This window comes from Streptomyces sp. NPDC097640 (genome assembly GCF_040302705.1).
In the GTDB taxonomy this organism is placed as follows: domain Bacteria; phylum Actinomycetota; class Actinomycetes; order Streptomycetales; family Streptomycetaceae; genus Streptomyces.
On the sequence record NZ_JBEOSB010000006.1, the window covers coordinates 149,115 to 175,295 of the forward strand.

A 26,181-nucleotide genomic window follows, 5' to 3' on the forward strand; every position below is an offset into this window, starting at 1 on the left:
GATTTCGCCGACGTGCGAATCCCCGAGCGCACACTGAGCGAAAGGCCCTGGCGCTTATGAACACCACGGTCAGCTGCGAGCTGCACCTGCGCCTCGTTGTGTCGAGCGAGTCCTCACTGCCTGTACCCGCGGGCCTGCGGTACGACACGGCCGATCCCTACGCCGTGCACGCCACCTTCCACACCGGAGCCGAAGAGACGGTCGAATGGGTGTTCGCCCGCGACCTGCTCGCCGAGGGCCTGCACCGGCCCACCGGCACCGGCGACGTCCGCGTGTGGCCGTCCCGCAGCCATGGGCAGGGCGTCGTCTGCATCGCCCTGAGCTCCCCAGAGGGAGAGGCACTGCTCGAAGCCCCGGCGCGGGCCCTGGAGTCGTTCCTGAAGCGGACCGACGCCGCGGTGCCACCCGGCACCGAGCACCGCCACTTCGATCTCGACACCGAGCTCTCCCACATCCTGGCGGAGAGCTGAGCCCCGGCGAGAGCTGAGCGCGGCCGTCCGACTCGGGGAGACGGCGCGAGCCCGGCCGCGACAGGAAGACAGCGACATATCGACAACGACATACGGCAGGCGGCGGTGCCGTCGCCGCGGAGCGGTCCGCGGCGACGGCACCGCCCTATCGTCCGCCGCCGTATCGTCCGCACGCCGGGCGGACGGCCCGCTAGAGTCGGTCAGATCGAAGGGCAGGCGACAGCAGCCTCCGATCCGGCCGGCCAGGGAGCCAACCGTGCTGATCAACCACGACACCCGGTGCGCGCTCGACGCGGTCGTCGCTCTGGTGAACACCTCGCCCGAGGACGACGGCCCGGACGCCCTCGCGGATGTCGCCACGCTGCGCAGCTTTGTGGCGGACCACGCCATCAGCGACATCGGCACGCTCGGGGAGCGGGATCTGGAGGCCGCACGCGCGGTGCGCGACCGATTCGCCGAGGTCTTCGCGGCGCCCGACTCCCGGCGCGCCTCCGAGCTGCTCAACACGATGATCGCCGCGGCCGGCACCACCCCCCGGCTCACCGACCACGACGGCTACGACTGGCATGTGCACTACTTCGCCCCGGGGGCGTCGCTGGCCGAGCACCTGGCCGCCGACGGCGGCATGGCGCTGGCGTTTCTCGTGGTGGCGGGCGAGCGGGAGCGGCTGCGGCGCTGCGAGGCGCCGGACTGCGGACACGCCTTCGTCGACCTCTCGCGCAACCGCTCACGGCGCTACTGCGACAGCCGCACCTGCGGCAATCGCCTGCATGTGGCGGCCTACCGGGCCCGGCGCCGGGAGGCCGCGGGCTGAGCACGCCCGACCCGGGCCCAGGGCGGCCCTCACCACCGGTAGAGGTCGTGGACGGCGGTGACGAACAGCAGGGTGCCTATGAACGCGAGGAAGAGCATCAGCGGCGGCTGGGAGAGGGCGAAGAGACAGCCACGTGGCTCCTCGCTCGGCGGTGCGGGGGGTCTTTCGAGGGGGGATGGCTCCCCGGGTGTTTGCAGCATCTCGCGCATGATCATGGCGCAGGGGGACCCCACCTGCGACCCGAGAGCTGTATTGATCGTTTGAGCGTCAGATTCCGTGCTTTTTGAGGATGGCCTCGATATCCGAGAAGTCCTCCGTGCCCGAGCTGCCTCCGGACTTGGCCGCGCCCTTGATTCCCCTCGGCCGGCCGCCCGCGACCGGCGCGGGGGCCTGCGCCCCGCCCCGCTCCGCCGCCGCGCGCCGCTCCTTGCGGGTGCCGTCGCCCCGGTGCTCCACCGCCCGGACCACCAGGAACAGCAGCCAGGACAGGCCGAGCACCCCGAAGCCCAGCCAGACGCTCGGCTTGAAGACCAGGTCGGCGATCCAGCCCAGGATGCCCGTCAGCGCCAGGCCCACCGGCAGCAGCGCATAGGCGGCGATCCGGGTCGCGGCCAGGAACCGCTTGCGGTACGCCGTCAGAAAAGCGACAGCGAGGCCCGCCGCGGACGCCGCGGCGCAGACCGTGTCAGTCAGCATCGGGGGCCTCCTGCCCGTCGAATATCGGTATTCCATCCTGCACCCTCGCGGCGCCATTCCGGCCATATCGGGGATGAGGATCAGGGACATCTCCGGGAAACGACTCCTCCCCCGGGCCGACGCCCCTCCCCGACCAGTCTCTCCGGCGCAGATTCGGAGGAGTCGGCTCCGGGCTGGAAGACTGACCCCATGAGCGACCCCCAGCCTGCCCGCCCCGCCTCCGGCGAAGCCGCCGAGCACCACAGCCCCGAGCCCGCCGTGCTCGACGTGTGGTGCGAGCTCCAGTGTCCCGACTGCCGCGGTTCGCTGGCCGACCTGCACACGCTGCGCGCCCGCTACGGCGAGGCCCTGGAGATCCGCATACGGCATTTCCCGCTGGAGAAGCACAAGCACGCCCACGCCGCGGCCCAGGCCCTCGAGGAGGCCATCGTGCAGGGCCGGGGCTGGCCGTACGCCGAGGCCGTGCTGGCCCGCGCCGAGGAGCTGGGCGCGCGCGGCGAGGTGGTGCTGGTCGACGTCGCGCGGGAGCTGGGGCTCGACGCCGAGGAGATGGACACCGCGCTGATCGACGGGCGGCACATCCTGATCGTGGACGCGGACCAGGCCGAGGGCAAGGCGATCGGGGTGGCCGGCACCCCCACCTATGTGATCGGCGGCGAGCGGCTGGACGGCGGAAAGAGCCAGGAGGGCCTGCGCGAGCGCATCGAGGCGATCGCCGACCGGCTGCTCGCCCGGTGAGCGGGCGCCCGCGCCTCAGAGCAGCTGCTTGAACAGGTGGTACTCGGTCGGCCGGTAGCCGAGCGACTCGTACAGCCGCAGCGCCGCGGTGTTGCCGCCGAAGACATGCAGCCCGATCGTGCGGGCCCCCGCCGCCAGGCTGTCGCGCTCGGCGGCCAGCATGAGGGTGCGGCCGTGGCCGCGCCCTCGGTGCTCCTCGTCGACCTCGACGCCGTAGACATAGCCCTCGAGGGCGTCCCCTGCCTCCGCCCCCTCCTCGGGGCGTATCGCCAGCCACAGGGTGCCCACGTCGGTGCCGTCGTGGGCGAGGACGCGCAGCAGGGCACCGGGCGTCGCGGGGCCGTCCGGCAGCAGGGTCGCGTAGGCGGTGTCCGCCTTGGCCCGGGCCGCTTCCTCGGCCACCCCACGCTCCGTCCAGCTGCGGATGTGCTCGGTCCGCTCGTGCTCGAACCAGGCCGGGTACTCCGCCTCCCCCATGGCCCGCACCTCGCTGCCCGGCGGCAGTTCGGGCGCCTCGGACAGCTCCTTGACCATGTTGCGGCTGCGCTCGCCGAAGCCGAGCGCGCCCGCGAGCCCGAGCCCGGTCGTGGCCTGCGCCGGAATGCTCACCTCGACCTGCGTACAGCCCCAGCCGCGCAGCACCTCCTCGGCGGCCAGCGCGGCGACGGTGCCCCGGCCGCGGTGCCGGTCCGGCTCGTCGATCTCCAGCCGCTCGATCCGCCCGACCTCCGGGCCCAGCCGGTCGTCGGTGGCGAGGCGGAGCGTGCCTACGGCGCGGCCGTTGACACAGACCTCGTACGCGCGGGCCCGGCCGCCCGCGTCGGTGTGCTGTTCCGGCCCGGTGGGCCGCAGGGTGGTGGTCACGATGGTGTTCTACCTACCCGACGCACGATCGTCACCAGGTTTTCGCGGCGAACCGCCCTCAGGGATCGAGGTCGTCGGCCGCCCGCTCGGTGAAGATCCGCATCGCCTCCGCGGTCACCGGGCCCGGCGCGCCCGGCAGCGGCCGCTCGTCCAGCCGGTGCACGGCCTGGACGTCCCGGGTGGTGGAGGTCAGGAAGATCTCCTCCGCCCGCTCCAAAACGTCGAAGGGCAGATCGGTCTCCTTCGCCCCCACCCAGTCGATCACCAGCTGCCGGGTGATGCCCGCGAGGCAGCCGGAGGCCAGCGGCGGGGTGTGCAGCTCCCCGTCGAGGACCACGAAGACATTGGTGCCGGTGCCCTCGCACAGCCGCCCCACGGTGTTGCCGAACAGCGCCTCGCTCGCGCCGTGCTCCCGCGCCCGGGCGAGCGCCACCACGTTCTCGCCGTACGAGGTGGTCTTCAGGCCCGCCAGCGCCCCGCGTTCGTTGCGGGTCCACGGGACGGTGACCACCGCCGTCGTATCGGGCCGCCGCTCGGTCTCGACGACCGCGACGACCAGCGTGGGTCCCGCCGTGCCCCGGTCGGAGCCGAGCGGTGAGACCCCTCCCGTATAGGTGATCCGCAGCCGCCCCAGCGGCACCGCGTTGGCGTCCAGTACCGCCTCGCAGCCCCGCCGCACCTCGTCCAGGTCCGGGGCCGGCAGCCCCAGGCCGCGGGCCGAGCCGGCCAGCCGGTGCAGATGGCGGGTGAGCGCGAAGGCCCGCCCGTCCACCGCCTTGACCGTCTCGAAGACGCCGTCGCCGACCGTCAGCCCATGGTCGAAGACGGACACCCGCGCGCTGTCCGCCTCACGCAGCGAACCGTCGAGCCAGATGGCGAGTGTCATCGTGCGGTGCCTCCCGTCGGCTGATGTGCCCCCGACGCTACCTCGAGCAGCCGGGCGGCCTTGAGTTCGGTTTCGTCCCATTCGCGCTCCGGGTCGGAGCCCCAGGTGATGCCCGCCCCGGTGCCGAAGCGCAGCGCGGGGCCGCCGACGGCCCCGCGGTCGATCCAGAAGGTGCGTATCCCCACCGCCAGCTCGCCGGTGCCGCGGTCGGCGTCCACCCAGCCGACACCGCCGCAGTACGGGCCGCGGGGCGCGGTCTCCAGCTCCTCGATGATGCGCAGCGCACTGGACTTGGGCGCCCCGGTGACCGACCCGGGCGGAAACGCCGCCGCGAGCAGCTCCGGCCAGCCCGCGCCCTCCGCCAGCTCCCCGCGCACCGTGGAGACGAGGTGCACCAGCCCGGGGTGCGGCTCGACGGAGCAGAGCGCGGGGACCGTCACCGACCCGGGGACGCAGACCCGCCCCAGGTCGTTGCGGACCAGGTCCACGATCATCACGTTCTCGGCGTGGTCCTTCTCCAGCAGGTCCGCCGCCTCGCGCCCGGTGCCCTTGATCGGGCCGGACTCGACGACCCGCCCGTCCCGCCGCAGAAAGAGCTCGGGCGAGGCCGTGGCGACCTCCACGCCCCGAGCGGGCAGACGGACGGTGCCGGCGTACGGGGCGGGGTTGCCCAGCGCCAGCAGCGCGCTCAGCGCGTCCACGTCGGCCCGGCCGGGCTCGGGCAGCGGCGCGGACAGCACCCGGCACAGGTTCGCCTGGTACACCTCGCCCGTCGCGATGCGCCGCCGGATCCGCCGTACGCCCTCGGTGTACGCGGCGCGGTCCAGCGACGAGGTCCAGTCCGCCGGAGCGGGACCGCGCCAGCGGCCGGGCACCGGGTCCGGCACCGGATCGGGCCTGACGTCCCCGAAGCGCGCGCACACCAGACCGCCCTCGAAGTCCGCGACCACCGCCCAGAAACCCCTGGAGTCCAGGGCCGCGGGATCGCTCGTCACCTCGCGCAGATCGGTGGCGAGGAGGCCGCCGAAGCGGGCGAGAGGGGGCAGGTCGTACACGGTTGCGAGTGTATGGCGGGCGCCCCGGCGGTGCGGCGGGAGGTCGTTCACGGCGGCACGCTGCGGAAACGGAGGGAGCACGGTGCGCAAACGGAATTTGAGCTGGCCCGGGAATCCGCTAGAGTTCAACACGTCGCCGGGACGCGGGAGCGCCCCGGAGAAACGACACCTGCGGACGTGGCTCAGTTGGTAGAGCATCACCTTGCCAAGGTGAGGGTCGCGAGTTCGAATCTCGTCGTCCGCTCGGAGTGGGGGTTTCGGCCCCTGCGTCTGGTGGAGTGGCCGAGAGGCGAGGCAACGGCCTGCAAAGCCGTCTACACGGGTTCAAATCCCGTCTCCACCTCGGACGATTAGCTCAGCGGGAGAGCGCTTCCCTGACACGGAAGAGGTCACTGGTTCAATCCCAGTATCGTCCACTCGGGTCCTCACGGGCCCGCCCGCGCGATTAGCTCAGCGGGAGAGCGCTTCCCTGACACGGAAGAGGTCACTGGTTCAATCCCAGTATCGCGCACACCACGGCATCGCGATCTTCATCGCGGTGCCCGGGACGATTAGCTCAGCGGGAGAGCGCTTCCCTGACACGGAAGAGGTCACTGGTTCAATCCCAGTATCGTCCACATGATCGGCCGAGGGCCGGGGCATCTCGCCCCGGCCCTCAGTCGTATGCGCGCTCAGGAAGAGAAGAGCATGTGGCCGAAGCCACGCTTGTGATGACCGTGGTGGCCGTGGTGGCCATGCTGCGGGGCACCCCAGGCGGGCGAGGCCGGGTACGCCTGAGGGGCGGGCGGGGCCTGCGGCGCGGGCGGGGCCTGCGTGGTCCACTGCGACTCGAGCCGGGTCAGCGCCTCCAGCTCCCCGTAGTCCAGAAAGATCCCCCGGCAGCCGCTGCACTGCTCGATCTGGACGCCGTTGCGGTTGTACGTGTGCATCGGCGCATGGCACTTGGGACACTGCATGGTCCGCTCAACTCCTCAGCAATCAGACAAAAGCGCTGCCGGAACAGCCGTCCGGCGGCGTTGACTTCACCCTACGCCGCGGCAAGCCGGGCGATGCGGACACAGGACTCCACCATGGCCTCCTGGGCCTCGTCCAACGGACGCCCCTTGGCGAGCGCCAGCGCCGACATCTGCACGGTCAGCGCGCGTGCGGGCACATCGAGCCGCGCCCACGGGTCCTCTTGGCAGCCCCGCACCGCCGAACCACCCGCCGCGCGGTACGCCTCCAGGAAGCGCGCCCAGTCCTCCGGGGCGAGCAGCCCGGCGGCGTACCAGGCGGCGGGGCGCGCGAGGTCCCACGCGGGGTCGCCGAGGCCGAGGTCGTCCACGTCGATCAGCAGCCAGCCCGTGGCGCGCCTCACCAACTGGCCCAGATGGAAATCGCCATGGCACAGCGCGCCCTCCGGGGCCACGTCCTCGCCCCGCGCCCAGCCCGGCAGCGCGGCCCAGGCCCGCAGCACGGCCTCGGCCGCCGCCCCGCCTCCGTCCACCGCGCGCAGCCGGGCCACGGCGCGGGCGGCCTTGGCTGGCCCGCGCATCGGCGGCAGCGCCCCAGGAGCCACCGCGTGCAGCCGTGCCAGCAGCGCGCCGGCCTCCGCCCACGGGGCGGCCTCCGGCTCCTCCGGTGACACCGGCTCCCCATACGGCCACACCGTCACCATCCGCCCGCCGGGCAGGACCTCGGGCCCCCGCAGCGGCGGAAGCAGGACGCCCTCACACCGAGCAGCGACCCCCACCCTGACGGCCAGCTCCCCCGGATCCACGCCGGGGGCGTGCGCCTTGGCCACGACCGGACCGCGCCGCACGACGGTGCCGTCGTCCCGGTCCGCCAACACGACGGCCTCCCCCCGACCGACGACGTCAACCAGCTGCGAGACGATTCCGCTCACGGCTCTCCATCCGGTACGGCGTGGTGACTCTCCCGGATCCTAGATGATCGATTCCAAGGGGTGCCTGCGGTGGTGAGAACGAGGGCATTCAAGATCGTTATATGGCGAACGATCTGGACACCCTCGCGACAGCTCCCTATGCGACGACCGAAGATCTACTGAAGGAGCGTCCGGACCTTGCGCCGTGGCGCCCGACGGTCGGCATCGCGCCTCGCCTGAGTGATGCCGAACTGGTCACCCTTGCAGTGATGCAGGCTGTGCTCGGCTTCACCTCCGAGGCCAGGTGGCTCCGGCATGCCCGGGCCCACCTGCGGCACCTCTTCCCGTACCTGCCGCAGCAACCCGGCTACAACAAGCGACTGCGCAAGGCCACCAGTCTGCTTCGTCGAGTTGCCCGGATCCTGGCCACCAGCACCTCGGTGTGGAGCGACGACGTATGGCTCGTGGACTCCACTCCCGTGGAGTGCGGTCGCTCACGCGAGACCGTCAAACGCTCCAACCTGGCCGGATGGGCCCAGTACGGCTACTGCGCCAGCCACAGCCGCTTCTTCTGGGGCCTGCGCCTGCACCTCATATGCACCCTTCAGGGTCTACCCGTCACCTTCGCTTTGACCGGGGCCAAAGCCGACGAACGCGAAACCCTCCTCGACCTCTTCGCCGCCGAACCGGACCTCCTCCAAGGCCGGCCCGGGCAGACACTGATCGGTGACAAGAACTACTCCGGCCGCGCCTTCGAACACGAACTTGTCCAGCACGGAATCCAGTTGCTGCGACCGACCCGCAAGGGCGAACGACAACGACCCGGCGGATCCCTGTTCAAGCCCTTGCGGCAAGTCATCGAGTCGATCAACGAGACGCTCAAGGGGCAGCTCAATCTCGAACAGCACCGAGGGCGCACGCCTGGGGGCGTCATCGCCGCGTCATGCAACGCATTCTCGCCCTGACCGCCGCGGTCTGGCACAACGACCACACTGGACAAGACACCCTCCGCTCGCTGACCGGGTTCGATCACTGACGCGGAGGGCACAGACGCTCGGTGGTGGATGAGGTGGTAGCGGCTGACCTTCGTTACCAGCGGACAACGAGCATGGGATCGTCGACTGCCGGAGTTTCAACGCCACCGGCAAGGCCATGCCGCCGTGGTATGTCGGCGGCATGCGGTTGACTGACACCCATGGGACATTCCGAACGCGTCGCCAGTGTCTGGAAGATGATCGACCAGGCTTCGCCTGCTCGCGATGCTCCGACCATCTTCGATGCGCCGGGCGGTACGAGCTTGGCGGAGCTCATCGCCGAAGTCGGTCGGCTGGCGGGTCGGCCCCGGAATCTCGCTGCGGGTGGTTTCACCGACCCGTCGCTCACCGAGCGCACCGGGTTGCCGCTCACCGAGCCGTTCGGGGAGGAACTGCTGGAAATGCGGGGGTGGGCCTACTGGTCCTACTGGATCGGGTGCGGCCAGGTTGCCTCCCCGGAGGGAACACGTTCGGTCATCGTTGTCGCCCATCGTGAGAACCCGGCGGCCACCGGGTTCCCGGAGGGTGCCTCCTGGGCCGAGAAGCTGCGCGTCGTCGTCGGCTGGGAACCGATGCGTAAACCGGCCGTCGACTGGCCCGCAACCGAGGCTGCCCTCGGCACGTCGTTGCCGAGCGACTACAAGGAGATCGTTGATCTGTTCGGCGCCGGCGGCTTCGATGACTACCTTGATCTGCTCGTTCCCGGTGTGCTTGGCATGGACCTCGTGGACTGGTCCAAGGGTGATGCGGTGCACGCCGTTGAAATGTGGCGACCACACGCCGTCTACCCGGCGCGACATGGGCTGCTGCGCTGGGCGGCGTCGGAGCAGGAGATCCGCTTCGTCTGGCAGACGGGGGCAGCCAGCCCTGACGACTGGCCGGTGCTCGTGCAGCATGACTTCGATAATTGGGAGCAGTTCGACTGCGGTGTTGGTGAGTTCATCCTGCGCATGCTCACGGACCTGCAATTTGGATTTCCCACGAGCCACATGGATGTCCACCACTTCACACCTCTTGCTCACTGACCCATCGAGCACCTACCCCTTGGAATCGATCATCTAGGGCGCGTATCGGGTCGTGATCAATTGGTGGTCCGGGTGAGGTCCTTGATCCACATCATCGAGGCGCGCAGGTGGAGACTGGCGAGGTAGCTGTCCGGGGACCCGATACGCGCCCTAATAGATGCAGAACAGGTCCTCGAAATCGAACTCCTTCTTGTTCAGCCCGACCACCTTCACCTCACCGCTCAGGCCGAAGCAGTAACGTTCGCTATAGAAGCCGAATTCCACATCGGCATGGACGAGGGATGTCCCCGGCTTGACGTGAACGACCTTCTTCTCCTTCGAGAAGTCACGGAAATCCTGGGAGTAGACCTCTTCGCCGAAGACCTGGATTTTAAAAGTTACATCGGCCTTCCAGTCGTCGCCGCTAGTAAACTCCGCCGAGACCTTGAAGGTCAGAACACCCGGAATAACCGGGAACTCATATTCCTTCTTCACCAGCTCCAGCGGGTCAACGAAGGAATCCGCGGACTCGTCCGCGGCTTCCAGAGCTGCCTTGATCTCGTCAACAGGCCGTCCGGTCAAGGCGACGAGGTCCTCCCACTCAGCCTCGGAAATGTTTGCGATCTCACTGGAAGTCATTCAGTTTCCCTCTCGTTCAGGTTGAGAACCGAAACTCGCATACCGCCGGACCTCGACGGTTCCGTCAGAGTGGTTACACGCCAGGCCAGTCGAGCTGTTTCGGGCCGACTGTGATTGGTTATTGCAGTTCCATGGCTGAGGCAAAAGCGCCGCTTCCCCACCCGTGACTCTTTGACTCATACTGGTCGCCCCGTATCGTGGCGGTCAAGAGAGCCCTACGGCGTGCTGTGCCGGCGCTACGCACCGGTGTCCTACCCCTAACGCCATGATTCTAGGGCGCATATCGGGTCCCCGGACAGCTACCTCGCCAGTCTCCACCTGCGCGCCTCGATGATGTGGATCAAGGACCTCACCCGGGACCGTCAGTTGATCACGGCCCGATACGCGCCCTAGGCCACCCCGCCTCCACACCCGTACGCCCCGGCACCGCGCCGCGGGCGTTTTCTCATGTCTGGAGTTCCCCGTGACACGCATGCCCGGCGCCAAGTGGCGCCCGATCCCCGTCAACTTCACCAAGGGCGGACAGGACGACGTACGCGGCGTCGTCGTCCACATCATGGATGGCAGCTACGCCGGTACCGATTCGTGGTTCCGCGACCTCAAGGCGAAGGCGTCCGCGCACTTCGGCACCAGCCGCGCCGGCGACCTGTGTCAGTGGGTCGACACCGCCGACCGCGCGTGGGCCCAGGCCGACGGAAACCGTACATGGCTGTCTGTCGAGAACGAGGGCCGCGGGGGCGATGCCCTCACCGACGACCAGCTCGACCGATGCGCCGAGGTACTGGCGTGGACCCACAAGACCTACAGCGTGCCGCTTCAGGTCGCCAACGGCCCCAGCGGGCGCGGCCTCGGCTATCACGCGATGGGCGGTAGCGCGTGGGGCGGGCACACGTCATGCCCCGGCTCGCACGTTGTCGCCCAGCTCGCCGAGATCGTCCGCCGGGCGAGGAAGCTCGCCGGCGGAACCGCTCCGAGCGACGACGACCCCAGCACCTACACGCCGCCGAAGTTCCCGACCGGCCTCGCCCCGAACAAGGCCGAGCCGTGCGCGCGCACCCTTCAGCGCGCGCTCAAGGCCGCCGGCTACATGCCCAAGGGCGTGAAAGAGGCCGACAACTACGGGCCCCAGACTCAGGCCGCCGTCATCAAGTTCCACAACGCGCACCCGCAGTACCGCGCCAAGGGCAAGCCCAACGACCCGGCGATCGGCCCGAAGGGCTGGTCCGCCCTGTTCCGCCTCGCCTACGACAAGTAGGCCCTCGCCCGCCCCGCCGGTACCGCGCCTCGGGGCGCCCCCCGCACGATGGGAGACACCCCCACTCATGAGCGACAAGACCAAGCGCGCCATTCGCACCGCGATACAGACCCTGCTCGCTGTCGCCGCCGTACTGCCCGCCCTCGCCGCCGTGATCGCCGATAACGACGCTCTTGCCGTCGCCGCCCCATGGCTGGTCGCCGCCGCCGGATCGGCCGCCGCCGCGGCGGGCATCGTCGCCCGCATCATGGCCACGCGCGCCGTCGAGCAGCTGCTCGACCGACTCGGCATCGGCCTCCCCGACACCGGGGACGGCACCGAGTGACCGAGCCCTCGCCCAACGATCCGGCCGCGGTCGCCCTCGAGCTCGAGCGCATCCGGCGAACCATCGAGGTCGGGTTCACCCGCACCGACGGCGCCCTCGCCCTGCTGGTGCAGCGCCACGACCAGAGCGACGAAACACAGAAGGAGCACGCCCGACGTCTCGACGCCCACGACGCACGCCTCGACACCCTCGAGCGCGGCGAGACCGAGGGCCAGAAGCGCAGCGACGGCCGCCTCGACGCCCTCGAGCGCGCACGCTGGCCGCTCCCGTCCGTCGCCGCCCTGGTCGCCCTGTACGGCCTGCTGCTGTCCCTGTGGCAGCTCAGCCGATGACACGACACGCCCCCCGTACGGCCGCTCACGGCCGCGCAGGGGGCGTGTCTGTGCGTTCCGGAGCCCTATGCCGCGGCGACCAGCTCGCGGGCCCGCTCGTTGAAGTCAGCGACGAGCCGATGCCCGCCGAACGGCTGCATGCGCCGCTGTAGATCCTCGACCGCCTCGACCGCCCGCGACGACTTGACCAGTCCCGACAGCTTCAGCGTCCGCAGACCCGCGGAGTACGCGGCCTCGAGGTCGCGCCGTTGCAGGTGGGATACGGCAAGGGCAGCTTGCGACATCGCGCCCCGGCGGGCGCGCTTCTGCATGTGCGCGTGCCCGATGGACCGGCGGGCGTGTTCCTCGGCCGCCGCGGCGTCGCCCAGATCGCGGAAGGTGTTTGCGTGCTCCCCGTGCAGGTACGCCGGATCGATGAAGGCCGCCCAGTCCGGTTCCTTATCGAGGTTGACGTGTTCGTACGCCCGTTCCGACTGGGCGACCGCGTGCGCTGCTGCCGACTTCTCGCCGAGCAGCGCGAGCGCCCGCGCCTCGAGGCACCACAAGTCAGCCATGCAGGCCGGCGACGTGGCTCGCGACAGCCCTTGCCGACCAGCCTGCGCGAGGCGCCTCCCCTCGGCCGGATTCCCGAGCAGCGTCGTTTGATCGGCCATGCCCGCGAGGACGTGCGCGCCGAGCGCCGGGTTCCGCGACTCCTCGGCAAGGCGTAGCGACTGGATCAAGTAGCGCTGCGCGACACTGTGCTCGCCGTTGTCGTAGGCCATCCAGCCCAAGAGGTACGTCTGCTCTGCCGCCGCTTCGCACAGCGCGCGGCGCACGTCGTCGCTATGGGCGCGGCGCAATAGCGGGTAGACGTGGGCGTTCATGTAGTCGGCGAGTACCATCCGGCCCGACCCTCCGCCCTGGAAAATATCCATGCGCTGAAAGGTCGTGAACATATTCTTCACCGCGGTCACGTCCTCAAGACGCACCCGCGGGCCCGGACTCGGTTCGGGTTCCTGATCAAGGGTGTTCAACAGCCAGTCCCGCGAGGGACCGACCCCCGCGACGGCCGCAAACGGCGCGGCTGCAAGGAACTTGCGTCGGTCCACGTCAGCTCTCCCCAGGTCTGCGACGACTTCCACCGTAGCCGCGTACGAGGAGTTGTAAACGAGCGCAGCGTCGGCGGCGCCGCTGTCCCCGAGCCCGAGATCGTACGTCGTGACCCGAAAACTGAAGTGATCCGAGAACACGCCCGCAAGGATGTCCGGAATCGGTGCACGCGGCGTCTCACCTTGAAGCCAGCAGCGAACACGCGTCGCGTCCGGTGAAATATGCGGCTGGTTCCACTGGGCCGCCTTGGTTTTCACGCGCCGCGCCAACTCTCCGCGGCTCATGCCCGACCGGTCTAACCACTGTTCGAGCTTGTCGTTCGGCGTCTTCATGTTCAGACCCTTCTGCGACGACGGGTAGTCGAAGCGACACCCTTCGACACCCCCCAAGACGGTACCCCGACTTTCACCACGCGTGTTGCCTAGTCGGAGGAACCATCCGGCCCGCGACCCGGGCCGCGACTGTCCGCCCGTAAGGGGAGACACATGATCGAACGACGACGGGACACCGCTCCCGTCTGCTGCGCCCCACCCGGCGGCCCCCCACCGGTACTGCTGTTGGAGGGCGCCCCCGAATCGGCCGGCGCGGCACGCGAGTTCGTACGCGAGTTCATCCGGTACCACGTGCCGGACGCATCCGACGACTACCTCGAAACCGTCGTGCTGGTGGCCTGCGAGATGGTCACCAACTCAATCAGGTACGGCACGGAACCCGGCGACTCGATACGAGTCACGCTCGACGCCGACGACACCCGCACCAAAGTGGAGGTACAAGACCCTGTGAGACGCCATCCCCACCCGCGCCCCAAGTCGCACGACCGCGACCGTGGACGCGGCCTGATCATCCTCGACGCCCTGTGCACGGCGTGGGGAGTCACCGATGCCCCGCCCGGAAAGGTCGTATGGGCGGAGGTGAAGGCATCGTGACTGCCCCGCATCTCGACGTTCCCCCGGGCCCCGGGTTCGTCGCCACAGTGGCCGCCGCGACCGGCATTCACCGCGCCGACGGGTTCGCCCTCGCCCAGTTGCTCATCACACACCCCGGACCACGCCGACAGAACGAGTCTGCTGAGACCGTCGAAGACGGAATGCGGCGCCTCGCAACCGCGCTGCACCTTGGCCCCGGCGATAAAGAGCCGCCCGTGATCGGCGCACGGCTCACGATCCGCCGCGGGTGCGCCGCACTGGACTACGGCCACGATCAGTACGTAATGACGATCCCCCCGCCGTCACGGGACTGGTTAGCCCTGGTCGCGCACGGAGCCCTGTGCCGTGTCTGTCTGGTGATCGCCCCGCTCGCACTGGCCGCCGACCAGGCCGAAACCGACGCGCACGTACGCGCCAGCCTCGCCCGCGGTCAGGTCATGTGGGGGAGCACCTTCGCCCGCCGCCGCTTCTGATCGACCACAACGGACGGGCCGCCCCGAGGTGGATTGGACCCCGGGCCGGCCCTGGGGCCGAGCGTACAAGGTGCTCCGACAGCACACAGCGAACCGGACACCGCCGCTCGGCCCCAGCTCGCCGAAGCACACCCGCCGCAACCGCGGCGCACTCCTGCCCATCTACCGAGGGGGAAGACAGGGTGACCACATACCCCGTATCACCGAACACGGTCCTCGCGAACGCGCTCAGCCGTGCCGAGGACGTGCTCACACCCCGAGTCCTCGACACCGCGCCCGAGCGGATTGTGTTCGTCGTAGGGACGCAGATCAACGGGGCCCCGCACATCGGCACGTCGCTGGTGCAGTCCCTCACATTCGCTACGGCGACCCGCCTCCGGGACAAGTTCGGCGTACCTGCCGAGGTCCAGTTCGGCGCACTCGACAACGCGCCATATGCCATCGTCACCGACCATAAAACCGGTCACCGCTACCAGCGGGCATACGCACAGGCGCTCGGCGAGCAGGGCATCGCCGAGCAGGTCGACAAGCTGTACCGCCCGCTGTTCAACGCCCTGTCCGAGCGACTGCACGTGCCGTACTCCGTCGAGACATACAGCCAGCAGCAGGCCGGCGAGGACTTCCGCCGCACGTGGCTGCGCGTGCTCCCACGGATGGACGCCGCCCGATGGTGGCTCGCGCCATCCGCGGGCGTGGCTCACCTTCGGGTTCCTTGTCCGCGGCCCGCCTGTGGGTGGGCCGAGAAGTACGCGCAGCGTACACATGTGCAGCACGTCGAGGCAGAGCGCGCGACGATCTCAGCTGTCTGCCTGCACCACGGCGAGTACGAGGTCACCATCGACCCGACCAGCGAGGGGTACCTCGACCTCGCCACGCTGTACCGCAACCTGGTGAAGGAACTCGCCGTCACCGGCGCGCGCGGCACCCTGTACGTGATGGTGAAGGGCGGCGACTGGGTGTTCGGCTCGCACCTGGTCGACGGCGCCTTACAGGCTGTCGGCCTCACTCGCGGGCAGTTGCCCGCACGCCTGTTCTGCCCGCAGATCGTCAGCGACACGGGCGCCAAGCTGTCGAAGTCGCTCATACGGGAAGGGCGCGCGCCCTTGCCCGAGGGCGCGGCCCCTTGGATGCTCGACACTCGGGAGTGGCCCGGGTCGTTGTCCGAGTACATCGACCGCCTGCTCAACACGACCGAGATCGTGCTCTCCGACCCCCGGCACTTCTTCCGCTCGTACTCCGCCGGGGAACTCGGCCGGATGATGACCGCACCAGCAGCTAGGAGCATTTCCGCCTCATGACGGATACGGCCGCTCGCGTCCGCGAGCTGAACCTCTACCGGCGATACTTCGATCTGGTCGCCGCGGGCAAGAAGACGACCGAGGTACGGGTCAAGTACCCGCGTCTCGCCGATCTTGCCGCAGGCGATGTGATCCGCTTCCGGATCAAGGGCACAGATGAGACGTGCGACGTGCTCGTGAGGCAGGTCACGGAGTATCCCGATTTTGAGGCCCTGCTTAACGGCGAGGGGCCGGCGAACGTCAACCCGACGGCGACCCGCGAGGAACAGCTCGCGAACATCCGCACCATCTACCCGCCCGAAAAGGAAGCGCTAGGCGCCCTCGCAATCAAGATCGAACTACTCGCCTCCTGACAGCCGCGCCGCCCTCATTCCCCCGCGGGGCGGCGCGGTTCCCAACAGCCCCGGTCCTCCGAACGAGGTACGGGGTCCATGCATGCACGCGGGCCCCGTTCGCTCTCGCTCCCCAGCGAGTGCGAACAGGGCCCTTTGCTATGCCCGGACTGCCGCCCCCAACCTGCTCTCGCAGGTCAGAGGCTCGGCACCCGTTGCGGGTGTTTCACCGCAACAGCTCCCCAGCTGTCCGGGCACTCGTGCCGTCCGCCGCACCCCCGTCCCCACGGGGTTGATGACGGGATGTCCCCGCCCGGGCCGCTCTCCCGGGCTTGGGGCGCTCAGCGCCCCAGCATTCCCGCCACGGACGACGCCTGTGTGACGACGGCTTCCCAGCCGCCGAACACGATGGCCAGGAGAGTGGCCAGCGGCAGCACCATGGCCGCCGCGACCAGGGGGTGACGCGTGCCGGTCCGCTGTTCGCCGAACACATCCGCCGCGCCGTGTCCGCGCGCCCGGGTGGTCGTCCGTCCAGCGGGATCCACCATCGTCCCTCTCCTGTCACATCTGGGGCGGCGAGCGTCTGACCTCGGGGGACGAGTGCTGCGCCCGCCGCTTGACCACCACATTAGGCGCGGGGACGGGAGACGGCGTCATGCCTTCGTACCGATGCCGGGCCTCCCGGAGGATGACGTCCTGCGCGGGCGACTACTCCCCTGGGTGGAGACCCGGAGTCAGGACTTGGGGTCCTCCCTGTGAGGGCTCTCCTCGCGCTCTCCGTCGTCGATGCGGGGCACCGGCTGCTCGACCAGCGCCAGCACTCGGTTGGCCATGAAGCGGGCGGTGCGCACCGCCGTGCCGCTCCGGGTGACTTCGCTCACTTCCACCACGCCTCGCCGCACCGCGGTCTCCACCCTGCGGCCCGCCCGAGTCGCCACCACTTCATACGTCCGGGTCGTGTCACCGGCATCCACGACTATCTCCACACGATCACCCTTCACGGGCTCAATCCCCCTTCTGCGACGGTCCCTTGAGAACTCGCATCGTGGACCGGAGCGCGGATTGCCGCGTTTCCGCCCCACTTCTCCAAGGATTCCACCTGCCACTGACAATCCATCTGCCGACGCATGCGCGGCCTCGCAGCGCGTCGGGCCGTCAATCCGTAAGCTGTGCACGTCAGACGGCGGCAGCGGATGGGGCCTCCCCTCCAGGGGTACTGGGAAGGGGCCTACCCACCGGAGGTAGGGGACGGACATGGCGATGATGCGGCTCCGGCGCGAGGACCCGCGTGTCGTCGGCTCCTTCCGCCTTCACCGGCGGCTCGGCGCGGGCGGCATGGGGGTCGTCTACCTCGGCTCCGACCGGCGCGGGCAGCGCGTGGCGCTGAAGGTGATCCGGCCGGACCTGGCCGAGGACCGCGAGTTCCGGTCCCGGTTCGCCCGCGAGGTCTCGGCCGCGCGGCGGATCCGCGGCGGCTGCACGGCGCGGCTGGTGGCCGCCGACCTGGAGGCCGACCGGCCGTGGTTCGCCACCCAGTACGTGCCCGGGCCGTCCCTGCACGACAAGGTGAACGAGGACGGCCCGCTGCCCGCCGCCCAGGTCGCCGCCATCGGGTCGGCCCTGGCCGAGGGCCTGTTGGCGGTGCACGAGGCGGGTGTGGTGCACCGGGACCTCAAGCCCTCGAACATCCTGCTCTCGCCCAAGGGCCCGCGCATCATCGACTTCGGCATCGCCTGGGCGACGGGGGCCAGCACGCTGACCCACGTCGGCACGGCGGTCGGCTCCCCCGGCTTCCTCGCGCCCGAGCAGGTGCGCGGGGCGACGGTGACCCCCGCGACCGACGTCTTCGCGCTGGGCGCGACGCTCGCGTACTCCTCGATGGCGGACTCCCCCTTCGGGCAGGGGAGTTCCGAGGTGATGCTGTACCGCGTGGTGCACGAGGAGCCGCAGCTGGCCGGGGTGCCGGACGCGCTGGCGCCGCTGCTCCACGCGTGTCTCGCGAAGGATCCCGAGGACCGGCCGAGCACGCTTCAGCTCTCCCTGCGCCTGAAGGAGATCGCGGCGCGGGAGGCGCACGGGCATGGGGGCTCTGGGCACGGGGGCCCCGGGCACGGCGGGCAGGGGCACGGGCACGGCGGCCTGGGGGCCGGCGGGGCCGGCGCCTCCGACGGGCACCACCCGGGCGGGCACCACGGGGCCCGGCAGCCGTCGGAGCGGCCGAGCGGCCGGCGCCCCGAGGAGTACGCGCGGCAGCGCACGGAGCGGCGCCCGGGTGGTACGCCCGCCCCCACACCCCGCGCCCAGGCTCCGCGCGCCTCCGCGCCGCGCCCGGGGCCCGGCACGGGGGGCCGTTCCACCGGGTCCACCGGGTCCACCGGCCGTAACTCCGGCGCCCGCCCGACGCCGGCGCGCCCCTCGGGGCGCAACGGTGCGCGGCCGCCCGTCCGTACGGTCCGTACGCCGCCGAACGGGCGGCGGCCCGCGGGGCCGGACCGGCGGCTGCTGCGGCAGCGGCTGATCGTCTTCGTGGTGGTGACGCTGCTGGTCGCGCTGGGCATCGCCGCCGCGCAGGGGTGCCAGGGGCCGCCCTACGGGCTGGGGGCGCCGACGCCCGCGTCGTCGTCCACGCCGACGTCCACGACGTCGTTCGGCTGACGGTGGGTGGTGGGTGCGCCTGCCGTTAGTGGGTGGTGCGGGGGCGGGGCCTCCGGGGCTGTCACCCTGGACCGCATATTTACGGCGCCGGTGCCCGGAAACGTGGTGTTACCCGGAACTTGGCGCCACAAATATGCGTAAGCGTCCAGGGCACCACCCCTGCACCCCCACCCCCTCCCGTCTCGTTCGCGGCTACCCGCCTCAGCCCTGCGGGCGGCCCGCCGTGACCGCGTAGAAGGCCACCGCCGCCGCGGCGCCCACGTTGAGGGAGTCGACGCCGTGCGCCATGGGGATGCGCACCCATTCGTCCGCGGCCATGAGGGCCTGCGCGGAGAGCCCGTCCCCCTCGGCGCCCAGCATCAGGGCGACGCGCTCGATGCGGTGGGGTGCGGCGTCGTCGATGGAGGTGGCCTTCTCGTCGGGTGTGAGGGCGAGGATCTTGAAGCCGGTGTGCCGGACCGCCTCCAGGCCGCGGGGCCAGGTCTCGAGACGGGCGTACGGCACGGAGAAGACGGCGCCCATGGAGACCTTGACGGAGCGGCGGTACAGCGGGTCGGCGCAGTCCGGGGAGAGCAGCACGGCGTCCATGCCGAGCGCCGCGGCGCTGCGGAAGATCGCGCCGATGTTGGTGTGGTCGTTGACGGACTCCATGATCACCACGCGCCGGGCGCCCTGGAGGAGTTGCTCGGCCTCGGGCAGCGGCTTGCGCTGCATGGAGGCGAGGGCTCCGCGGTGGACGTGGTAACCGGTCACGCGTTCGGCAAGGTCGGGGCTGACGGCGTAGACCGGCGCCGGGACGTCTTCTATGACGTCCCGCATGACGTCGACCCACTTGGCCGACAGCAGCATGGAACGCATCTCGTAACCGGCCTGTCTGGCCCGCCGGATGACCTTCTCGCCTTCGGCGATGAACAGGCCCTCGGCGGGCTCGCGCCTGCGCCGTAGCTCCACATCGGTCAGACCCGTGTAGTCGCGCAGCCGCGGGTCGTCGGGGTCATCGACGGTGATGAGATCAGCCACAGGGTGATACTGCCTTGTCCTGGAGGTCGTGCCAATGACGCGGACGTGATGCGTTACCCATGGTTACCCGAGGCGAGGGACACGACATCGCCGATCACGACGACCGCGGGGGGTCGTACTCCCTCGGCCGTGACCCGTTCCGCCACGGTGGCCAGGGTCGCGTCGACGCGCCGTTGGGTGGCGGTGGTGCCCTCCTGGACGACGGCGACCGGGGTGTCCGCGTCGCGGCCGTGCTGGATCAGCGCGGCGGAGATGGGGCCTATCTTTTCGACGGCCATGAGGAGGACGAGGGTGCCGCGGAGCGTCGCCAGCGCGGCCCAGTCGACGAGCGAGCTGGGGTCGTCAGGTGCGACATGCCCGCTGACCACCGTGAACTCATGAGCGACGCCGCGGTGGGTCACCGGGATCCCGGCCGCGGCCGGGACACTGATCGCGCTGGTGACGCCCGGTACGACGGTGCAGGGGATGCCCGCCTCGGCGAGTGCGTGCGCCTCCTCCATGCCGCGCCCGAAGACGAAGGGGTCGCCGCCCTTGAGCCGGACGACCGACTTCCCCGCCTTGGCGTGCTCGATCAGCGCGTTGTTGATCGCCTCCTGGGCCATATAGCGGCCGTACGGGATCTTCGCCGCGTCGATCACCTCGACGTGGGGCGGCAGCTCGTCGAGGAGATCGCGGGGGCCGAGACGGTCGGCCACGACCACGTCCGCCTCGGCGAGCAGCCGACGGCCGCGCACGGTGATCAGGTCCGGGTCGCCGGGGCCGCCGCCCACCAGCGCGACATGGGGCCCGCGGGCGCGGTGCCGGGGCGCGGCGAGGGTGCCGTCGCGCAGCCCCTCGACGACGGCGTCGCGCACGGCGGCGGAGCGGCGCGGATCGCGGCCGGTGAGCACGGCGACGGTGACGCCCTCGCTGCGCCCGGTGGCCGGGGTCCAGGCGGTGGACGCCTCGGCGTCGTCGCTGCGTACGCACCAGATCCGGCGGGCCTCGGCCTCCGCGGAGGCGGCGGCGTTGGCCTCGGGGTCGTCGGTGGTGATCAGGGCGTACCAGGCGCCTTCGAAGTCGCCGTCCCGGTACCCGCGGCGCTCCCAGCGCACCTCGCCGGCCTCGGCCATGGCCTCGACGGAGGCCGTGGCGGACGGAGAGATCAGCACAATGTCCGCGCCCGCCGCGATCAGCGCCGGCAGCCGGCGCTGGGCGACCTGACCGGCCCCGAGGACGACCACCCGGCGCCCGGACAGGCGCAGTCCCACGGGGTATGCAAAGTTCTCGGACATGGCGATGCGGCTCTCCTCGTGCGAATGCGCGGCCGCTGCGGCGCTGGAGCGGCTGATCGACGGTGGGACAGGCCCCCGCGCACACCCTACGTGGCGGGGGCGGACGTCAGCCCTTCTCCGTGACTCCGGCGGAATCGAAGGTCGCCACCTCGTGCATGGCCCGGGCGGCGCTCTGCACCACGGGGAGGGCGAGCAGCGCGCCTGTCCCCTCGCCGAGGCGCAGATCAAGGTCGACCAGCGGCCGCAGTCCCAGCTTGTTCAGCGCGGCCACATGACCGGGCTCGGCGCTGCGGTGCCCGGCGATGCACGCGGCCAGCACCTCGGGGGCGATGGCGCGGGCGATCAGGGCGGCGGCGCCGGCGCTCACCCCGTCCAGGATGACGGGGGTGCGCAGGGACGCGCCGCCCAGGAGCAGTCCGGCCATCGCGGCATGTTCCAGGCCGCCGAAGGCCGTCAGGACGCCGATGGGGTCGGCCGGGTCGGGCTGGTGCAGCTCCAGGCCGCGCCGTACGACGTCGACCTTGCGGGCGTGCATCTCGTCGTTGATGCCGGTGCCGCGCCCGGTGACCTCGGCCGCGTCCACGCCGGTGTATACGGAGATCAGGGCGGCCGACACGGTGGTGTTGGCGATGCCCATCTCGCCGGTGAGCAGCACCTTGTTACCGGCGGCCACGAGGTCGCGCGCCGTCTCGATGCCCACCTCGATGGCGCGCAGCGCCTCCTCGCGGGTCAGCGCGGGGCCGACGGTGAAGTCGCCCGTGCCCGCCCGCACCTTGCGCGGCAGCAGCCCCGGGGTGCTGGGCAGCTCGCCGGCCACGCCCACGTCCACGACGCAGACCTCGGCGCCGACCTGGCCCGCGAAGGCGTTGCAGACCGCCCCGCCGCCCAGGAAGTTGGCGACCATCTGGCCGGTGACCTCCTGCGGCCAGGCGGTGACGCCCTGGGCGTGCACCCCGTGGTCCCCCGCGAAGATCGCGACGGTGGCGGGCTCGGGGATCGGGGGCGGGCACTTCCGGGACAGCCCGCTGAGCTGCGCCGAGATGATCTCGAGCATGCCGAGAGCGCCGGACGGCTTGGTCATGCGCTTCTGCCGCTCCCACGCCTCGCCGAGCGCCTTGGCGTCCAGCGGACGGATACCCCTGAGGGTCTCCTGGAGCAGATTGGCGGGGGCCTCGCCGGGCAGCGCGCGCCGCCCGTACGTCTCCTCGTGGACGACCCAGGACAGCGGGCGGCGCTTGGACCACCCCGTCTTCATCAGCTCCGGCTCGTCCGGGAACTCGTCCACGTACCCGACGCACAGATACGCCACGATCTCCAAGTGCTCGGGCAGCCCCAGCGCGCGCACCATCTCGCGCTCGTCGAAGAAGCTGACCCAGCCGACGCCGAGCCCCTCGGCGCGCGCGGCCAGCCACAGGTTCTCGACGGCGAGCGCGGAGGAATACGGCGCCATCTGCGGCTGGGTGTGCCGGCCGAGGGTGTGGCGGCCGCCGCGGGTCGGGTCGGCGGTCACCACGATATTGACCGGGGTCTCGAGGATCGCCTCGACCTTGAGCTGCTTGAACTGCTTGGCCCGGCCCTTGGGGAGCGACTTGGCGTATGCGTCGCGCTGGCGCATGGCCAGCTCGTGCATGGTGCGGCGGGTCTCCTCGGACCGGATGACGACAAAGTCCCACGGCTGCGAGTGCCCGACGCTGGGCGCGGTGTGCGCGGCCTCGAGCACGCGCAGCAGCACCTCGGGGGGGATCGGGTCGGAGCGGAAGCCGTTGCGGATGTCGCGGCGGTCGCGGATGACCCGGTGGACGGCGGCCCGCTCGGCCTCCGCGTAGCCCTCGGCCGGGGGGCCGGTGGGGACCTCGGGGGCAGCTGTTTCGGGGGCGGCTGCGGCGGCTGGTTCGGGCGCGGGCGCGTTGTCGGTGCCGCCTTCGGTGGCCGTGGCCTGCGCGGCCTCCGCGGGAGCCGGTGCCTCGGCGGAGGCATCCTCCTGCGGCACGGCGCCCGCGGCCGCTTCGGCTTCGGCTTCGGCTTCGGCTTCAGGTGTTTCATCGGCGGCCGAGGCCTCGGCGGGCGCGTCGGCGGCTGCTTGGGCAGCCGGGGCTGCCTCCTGGGACCCGGCCTCCGGCTCCTGCGGTTCGGCCGCGGCGGAGGAGGCGTCGTCAGTCGTCGCCTCAGCGGCATGGCCTGCGCCCGGCTCGGCGCCCTCCGGCTCGGCAGCGGCCTCGTCAGCCGCAGGCGCGGCTGCGGCAGCCACGGGTACGTCAGCCGTCGGCGCGGCAGTCGCGTCGTCCCCAACGGGCGCGTCGACGGCCGCGTCTTCGGCGTCGCCGCCAGGCGCGGCAGGCGCGCCATCCCCGACCGGCGCATCGACGACTGCGCCCTCGGCCACCTCACCAGCCGACGCAGCAGCAGCGACCGCAGGCGCATCAGCCGACGGCTCGGCAGGCGCGTCCTCCACAACGGGCTCGGCGGCAGGCGCGTCCACGGCGTCGCCGCCAGGCGTGGCAGTCGCACCGTCCTCGACCGGCGCATCGACAATCGCGCCCTCGGCCACCTCACCAGTCGGCGCGGCAGCAGCGACCGCAGGCGCATCAGCCGACGGCTCGGCAGGCGCAACCTCCACAACGGGCTCGGCGGCAGGCGCGTCCACGGCATCGCCGCCAGGCACGGCAGCCGCGCCATCCCCGACCGGCGCATCGACGACCACGCCCTCGGCCACCTCACCAGCCGACGCAGCGGCTGCGACCGCAGGCGCATCAGCCGACGGCGCGCCGTTCGCGTCGTCACCAACGGGCGCGGCGACAGCCGCGTCTTCAGCGGCGCCGCCAGGCGCGGCAGTCTCGCCGTTCTCAACGGGCGCGTCGGCAACCGCACCTTCACCTTCGGCGTCCCCGCCGGGCGCGTCGGCCGGCAGCGCGGCGGTCGTGACGTCCCCGACATGAGCGTTGACGACCGCATCCTCGGCCGCGTCACCAGGCGGCGCGGCAGCAGCGACCGCAGGCGCATCAGGTGCGGCTGCCGCGCCATCCCCGACCGGTGCCTCGACGACCGCACCCTCGGCCGCGCCAGCAGGCGGCGCAACAGCAGCGACCGCGGGCGCATCAGCCGACGGCTCGGCGGGCGCGTCCTCCACAACGGGCTCGGCAGCGGACTCGTCAGCCGTCGGCGCGGCAGGAGCCCCCTCGTTGTCCTGCGCGTCCGCACCCGGCACGGCAACAGCCTCGGGTTGCTCAGCCGTCGGCGCGGCATCGGCGGACACGGGCACGTCGGCCGCCGCGACCGCATCAGCCGTCGGCTCGTCAGTGGGCGCCTCCGCGGCGGGCGCTGCGCCGGGCGCCGCAGCCCCCTCAGCGGGATCGGCGGACTCGGCGGCGACAGGTGCTGCGCCGGAGGCGTCGGGCGCGGCGGCTGCCTGCGCCTCGGCAACGTCACCAGCCGACGGCGGGGCGGCGGGCTCGGCCCCGGCTGCGTCAGCGGCCGGGGCCGGGGCCGTCGGTGCGGCCGTGGCCGCGCTCCCATTCGACGGGTCGCCGACTGGCGCGGCGGGCGCGTCATCGGTAGGCGCGGCCACGGCCTCGACGGCCACCGGCGCGGCGCCGGGCCCCGCGGGCGCCTCGGGGGGCGTCTCCTGAGCCTGCGTCTGCTGGCCCTGCTGGCCCTGGCTCCGGGCCGCTCGACGGCGGCGGCCCTGGGGGGCCTGTGCCGCGGGGGTCTGCGGGGCGTCGGTGGGGGCCGCGGTGGGTTCGGCCGGGGCCTCGTCCTGGGTGGCGGCCCGGCCCCGGGCGGCGCGGCGGCGGGCGGCGCGCCCTTGGGGGGGCTGTGCCGCGGTGGCCTCGTCCGGCGCGGGCGCCGCGTCCGCTTCCTGGGGCTGCTCCGGTTCGCTCTGCGCGGGGTCCTCGGGCGAGGGGGCCTCAGCGACTATGGCGTGGCCCGGGTCCACGGGTACGGGCTGTGGGGCGGGTTCGGCCGGGAGCGCGGTGCCGTCCGCCTGGGCCGGGATGGCGATGGCCGGCCCGGGCTGCTCGGCCTGGGGGTGGTTCTGGGGCGGGGTCCCCGCCATGGGGCCCGCGAAGGCCTCGGCTGGGTCGTCCGGGGCGGTGTCCGCGCCGGGGGCGTGCGCCGGGTCCTCCTGCTGGTCCGGGGCGGCGTCGGGGTGGACCTGCGCGGGGATGTCGACGGCCGGGTCCACGCCCTGGAACTCGGCCGCCTCGGGGGCGGCGGGCTTGGCGTACTGCCGCGGGTCGAACGGGTCCAGCTCCTCGAGTTCCTCGGCGGGGGCGGCCGCTTCCGCCGCCGGGGCCGCGGCCTGCGGGGGCTGGGCGTCCCAGGGGGCGCCGGGGAGCGGTGCGGCGTCGTCGTGGGGCTGCTCGATGTACTGGGGTCCGGCGGCGGGCGGTTCGGCGTGGGGGACGGGCACGGACTGGGTGGGGGCACCGGCCGGGCCGCGGTCGGCGAGGGAGCGCACGATGCCGTTGGACGGGTCGGGTACGGGCGGGCCCATGTGCAGCGGGCGCCGCGGCGTGGCGGGGGCGGCGTGGGCGAGCGGCCTGGGTGACGGGGCGGCCTGGGCGTGGGCCTGGTGGACGGGCGCCGGCTGGGGTTCGGGCGGTACGTCCTCGTACTCGGCCGGGGCCTGGTCATAGCCCTGGGCCGGTCCCGCGTCGTAGCCGCCGCCCGGGATCTGGTCGTAGGCCGCGGCCGGAACCTGGTCGTAGGCCGCGGCCGGGACCTGGTCGTAGACCAGGCCCGCGTCATAGCCCTCGGCCGGGGCCGGGGCGTAGCCCGCGGTCTCATACGGGCCGGGCGCGCCGGGCAGGTGGGTCATGGGCTGCTGGTACGGGTCCTGGTACTGCGGCTGGTGTTCGCTCCACGCGCCCTGCGCGCCGGGCATGAGGAGGAGGTCGTCCTCCTCGCCGACGGCGTCGTGCGGGTCGAGGAAGGTGTACGCGGACTGCGGCTGTTCGATGAAGCCGGCGTCGGCGGGGGGGATGGGGACATCCGCGGGATGCGGCTGCCCGAGTCGTCCGCCCGCGTTCTCCGGCAGCCCCTCGCCCGGGACCTGGCCGGTGTCGGTCATGCGTACCCCTCGCCCATCGCTAGTGCTCCTTCCTACCGCCTACCACCGAGAGCAAGCCTCAGAG

The 26,181-nt window shown here is 71.7% G+C and carries 26 protein-coding genes, 5 tRNA genes and 1 pseudogene; 18 read left to right on the forward strand and 14 right to left on the reverse strand.

All coding sequences use genetic code 11. The annotated features are described in order from the left end of the window. Positions 1 to 56: 56 nt before the first annotated feature. Positions 57 to 470: an SsgA family sporulation/cell division regulator gene (locus ABTY62_RS11255; protein ID WP_003959770.1), complete on the forward strand. Its 414-nt coding sequence runs from the start codon at positions 57 to 59 to the stop codon at positions 468 to 470. A 256-nt stretch (positions 471 to 726) separates the two neighbouring features. After that, positions 727 to 1,284: a CGNR zinc finger domain-containing protein gene (locus tag ABTY62_RS11260; RefSeq protein WP_352129174.1), complete on the forward strand. Its 558-nt coding sequence runs from the start codon at positions 727 to 729 to the stop codon at positions 1,282 to 1,284. Positions 1,285 to 1,313: 29 nt separating this feature from the next. On the opposite strand, the gene ABTY62_RS11265 is transcribed toward ABTY62_RS11260, so the two are convergent. Together ABTY62_RS11265 and ABTY62_RS11270 are read right to left on the reverse strand one after the other, a co-directional pair. Next, a complete protein-coding gene (locus tag ABTY62_RS11265; protein WP_311725771.1) occupies positions 1,314 to 1,484 on the reverse strand; it encodes a hypothetical protein in 171 nt (56 codons plus the stop codon). 67 nt (positions 1,485 to 1,551) lie between these two features. Next, complete coding sequence (locus tag ABTY62_RS11270; RefSeq protein ID WP_352129175.1) at positions 1,552 to 1,980, reverse strand: hypothetical protein; 429 nt, start codon at positions 1,978 to 1,980, stop codon at positions 1,552 to 1,554. A gap of 189 nt (positions 1,981 to 2,169) precedes the next feature. Between ABTY62_RS11270 and ABTY62_RS11275 the strand changes: the two genes are divergently transcribed. Beyond that, positions 2,170 to 2,718 (forward strand): DsbA family protein, encoded by a 549-nt coding sequence (locus ABTY62_RS11275; protein ID WP_352129176.1) that lies wholly within the window; start codon positions 2,170 to 2,172, stop codon positions 2,716 to 2,718. A gap of 15 nt (positions 2,719 to 2,733) precedes the next feature. Here ABTY62_RS11275 and ABTY62_RS11280 read toward each other — a convergent pair whose 3' ends face one another. Genes ABTY62_RS11280 through ABTY62_RS11290 form a run of 3 tightly spaced genes read right to left on the reverse strand, consistent with a single transcriptional unit; the run spans position 2,734 to position 5,523 of the window. Beyond that, positions 2,734 to 3,582: a GNAT family N-acetyltransferase gene (locus tag ABTY62_RS11280; protein WP_352129177.1), complete on the reverse strand. Its 849-nt coding sequence runs from the start codon at positions 3,580 to 3,582 to the stop codon at positions 2,734 to 2,736. A gap of 58 nt (positions 3,583 to 3,640) precedes the next feature. Then, entirely contained in the window at positions 3,641 to 4,468 is an 828-nt protein-coding gene (locus tag ABTY62_RS11285; RefSeq protein ID WP_352129178.1) for an aminotransferase class IV, read from the reverse strand. Then, complete coding sequence (locus ABTY62_RS11290; protein ID WP_352129179.1) at positions 4,465 to 5,523, reverse strand: chorismate-binding protein; 1,059 nt, start codon at positions 5,521 to 5,523, stop codon at positions 4,465 to 4,467. The genes ABTY62_RS11285 and ABTY62_RS11290 overlap by 4 nt, the downstream gene beginning before the upstream one ends. A gap of 171 nt (positions 5,524 to 5,694) precedes the next feature. Here ABTY62_RS11290 and ABTY62_RS11295 point away from each other — a divergent pair. The 5 genes from ABTY62_RS11295 to ABTY62_RS11315 all read left to right on the forward strand — a co-directional run bounded on the left by ABTY62_RS11295 (position 5,695) and on the right by ABTY62_RS11315 (position 6,140). Further along, a tRNA-Gly gene (locus ABTY62_RS11295) sits at positions 5,695 to 5,767 on the forward strand. 28 nt (positions 5,768 to 5,795) lie between these two features. Next, positions 5,796 to 5,866, forward strand: a tRNA-Cys gene (locus tag ABTY62_RS11300). A 1-nt stretch (position 5,867) separates the two neighbouring features. Next, positions 5,868 to 5,939: transfer RNA gene (locus ABTY62_RS11305), tRNA-Val, on the forward strand. A gap of 23 nt (positions 5,940 to 5,962) precedes the next feature. Next, positions 5,963 to 6,034 (forward strand) — tRNA-Val (locus ABTY62_RS11310). Between the two features lie 34 nt (positions 6,035 to 6,068). Beyond that, positions 6,069 to 6,140 (forward strand) — tRNA-Val (locus ABTY62_RS11315). A 54-nt stretch (positions 6,141 to 6,194) separates the two neighbouring features. Here the strand turns inward: ABTY62_RS11315 and ABTY62_RS11320 are convergent. Continuing rightward, complete coding sequence (locus ABTY62_RS11320; RefSeq protein WP_352129180.1) at positions 6,195 to 6,479, reverse strand: TFIIB-type zinc ribbon-containing protein; 285 nt, start codon at positions 6,477 to 6,479, stop codon at positions 6,195 to 6,197. A 71-nt stretch (positions 6,480 to 6,550) separates the two neighbouring features. Continuing rightward, a complete protein-coding gene (locus tag ABTY62_RS11325; RefSeq protein ID WP_352129181.1) occupies positions 6,551 to 7,408 on the reverse strand; it encodes a phosphotransferase in 858 nt (285 codons plus the stop codon). Between the two features lie 101 nt (positions 7,409 to 7,509). On the opposite strand from ABTY62_RS11325, the pseudogene ABTY62_RS11330 reads away from it, so the two are divergent. After that, a pseudogene (locus ABTY62_RS11330) lies at positions 7,510 to 8,423 on the forward strand (IS982 family transposase). 159 nt (positions 8,424 to 8,582) lie between these two features. Then, complete coding sequence (locus ABTY62_RS11335) at positions 8,583 to 9,446, forward strand: hypothetical protein (protein WP_352129182.1); 864 nt, start codon at positions 8,583 to 8,585, stop codon at positions 9,444 to 9,446. A 150-nt stretch (positions 9,447 to 9,596) separates the two neighbouring features. Here the strand turns inward: ABTY62_RS11335 and ABTY62_RS11340 are convergent, their stop codons facing one another. Then, a complete protein-coding gene (locus ABTY62_RS11340; protein ID WP_352129183.1) occupies positions 9,597 to 10,064 on the reverse strand; it encodes a hypothetical protein in 468 nt (155 codons plus the stop codon). A gap of 472 nt (positions 10,065 to 10,536) precedes the next feature. Here ABTY62_RS11340 and ABTY62_RS11345 point away from each other — a divergent pair, with 472 nt between their 5' ends. From ABTY62_RS11345 to ABTY62_RS11355, 3 genes are all read left to right on the forward strand, one after another. Continuing rightward, positions 10,537 to 11,319: a peptidoglycan recognition protein family protein gene (locus tag ABTY62_RS11345; protein ID WP_352129354.1), complete on the forward strand. Its 783-nt coding sequence runs from the start codon at positions 10,537 to 10,539 to the stop codon at positions 11,317 to 11,319. Between the two features lie 67 nt (positions 11,320 to 11,386). Further along, positions 11,387 to 11,644, forward strand: a complete 258-nt coding sequence (locus ABTY62_RS11350; RefSeq protein WP_352129184.1) for a hypothetical protein — start codon at positions 11,387 to 11,389, stop codon at positions 11,642 to 11,644. After that, the gene (locus tag ABTY62_RS11355; RefSeq protein WP_352129185.1) at positions 11,641 to 11,976 is read left to right on the forward strand and encodes a hypothetical protein; all 336 of its coding nucleotides are present in this window, start codon (positions 11,641 to 11,643) and stop codon (positions 11,974 to 11,976) included. The genes ABTY62_RS11350 and ABTY62_RS11355 overlap by 4 nt, the downstream gene beginning before the upstream one ends. Positions 11,977 to 12,041: 65 nt before the next feature. Here the strand turns inward: ABTY62_RS11355 and ABTY62_RS11360 are convergent, their stop codons facing one another. Next, positions 12,042 to 13,400, reverse strand: coding sequence for an NsdA family TPR-like regulatory protein (locus ABTY62_RS11360; protein ID WP_352129186.1), 1,359 nt, complete (start codon positions 13,398 to 13,400; stop codon positions 12,042 to 12,044). 153 nt (positions 13,401 to 13,553) lie between these two features. Here ABTY62_RS11360 and ABTY62_RS11365 point away from each other — a divergent pair, with 153 nt between their 5' ends. From ABTY62_RS11365 to ABTY62_RS11380, 4 genes are all read left to right on the forward strand, one after another. Next, on the forward strand, positions 13,554 to 13,994 hold the full coding sequence (locus tag ABTY62_RS11365; RefSeq protein WP_352129187.1) for an ATP-binding protein: 441 nt from the start codon (positions 13,554 to 13,556) through the stop codon (positions 13,992 to 13,994). 47 nt (positions 13,995 to 14,041) lie between these two features. After that, a complete protein-coding gene (locus ABTY62_RS11370; RefSeq protein WP_352129188.1) occupies positions 14,042 to 14,467 on the forward strand; it encodes a hypothetical protein in 426 nt (141 codons plus the stop codon). Between the two features lie 182 nt (positions 14,468 to 14,649). Next, entirely contained in the window at positions 14,650 to 15,765 is a 1,116-nt protein-coding gene (locus ABTY62_RS11375) for a hypothetical protein (protein ID WP_352129189.1), read from the forward strand. Beyond that, positions 15,762 to 16,118 (forward strand): ASCH domain-containing protein, encoded by a 357-nt coding sequence (locus ABTY62_RS11380; RefSeq protein WP_352129190.1) that lies wholly within the window; start codon positions 15,762 to 15,764, stop codon positions 16,116 to 16,118. The genes ABTY62_RS11375 and ABTY62_RS11380 overlap by 4 nt, the downstream gene beginning before the upstream one ends. Before the next feature lie 320 nt (positions 16,119 to 16,438). Here ABTY62_RS11380 and ABTY62_RS11385 read toward each other — a convergent pair whose 3' ends face one another. Beyond that, the gene (locus tag ABTY62_RS11385; protein ID WP_352129191.1) at positions 16,439 to 16,645 is read right to left on the reverse strand and encodes a hypothetical protein; all 207 of its coding nucleotides are present in this window, start codon (positions 16,643 to 16,645) and stop codon (positions 16,439 to 16,441) included. Positions 16,646 to 16,831: 186 nt separating this feature from the next. Continuing rightward, positions 16,832 to 17,098: a DUF8836 family protein gene (locus ABTY62_RS11390; RefSeq protein ID WP_352129192.1), complete on the reverse strand. Its 267-nt coding sequence runs from the start codon at positions 17,096 to 17,098 to the stop codon at positions 16,832 to 16,834. Between the two features lie 253 nt (positions 17,099 to 17,351). Here ABTY62_RS11390 and ABTY62_RS11395 point away from each other — a divergent pair, with 253 nt between their 5' ends. Then, on the forward strand, positions 17,352 to 18,752 hold the full coding sequence (locus ABTY62_RS11395) for a serine/threonine-protein kinase (RefSeq protein WP_352129193.1): 1,401 nt from the start codon (positions 17,352 to 17,354) through the stop codon (positions 18,750 to 18,752). A 201-nt stretch (positions 18,753 to 18,953) separates the two neighbouring features. Here the strand turns inward: ABTY62_RS11395 and ABTY62_RS11400 are convergent, their stop codons facing one another. From ABTY62_RS11400 to cobT, 3 genes are all read right to left on the reverse strand, one after another. Beyond that, positions 18,954 to 19,772, reverse strand: a complete 819-nt coding sequence (locus ABTY62_RS11400) for a TrmH family RNA methyltransferase (protein ID WP_311725758.1) — start codon at positions 19,770 to 19,772, stop codon at positions 18,954 to 18,956. 53 nt (positions 19,773 to 19,825) lie between these two features. Beyond that, positions 19,826 to 21,046 carry a uroporphyrinogen-III C-methyltransferase gene (gene cobA, locus ABTY62_RS11405; protein ID WP_352129194.1) on the reverse strand — a complete coding sequence of 407 codons (1,221 nt, stop codon included), beginning with the start codon at positions 21,044 to 21,046 and terminating at the stop codon, positions 19,826 to 19,828. 106 nt (positions 21,047 to 21,152) lie between these two features. After that, positions 21,153 to 26,117, reverse strand: a complete 4,965-nt coding sequence (gene cobT, locus ABTY62_RS11410) for a nicotinate-nucleotide--dimethylbenzimidazole phosphoribosyltransferase (protein WP_352129195.1) — start codon at positions 26,115 to 26,117, stop codon at positions 21,153 to 21,155. Positions 26,118 to 26,181 lie beyond the last annotated feature (64 nt).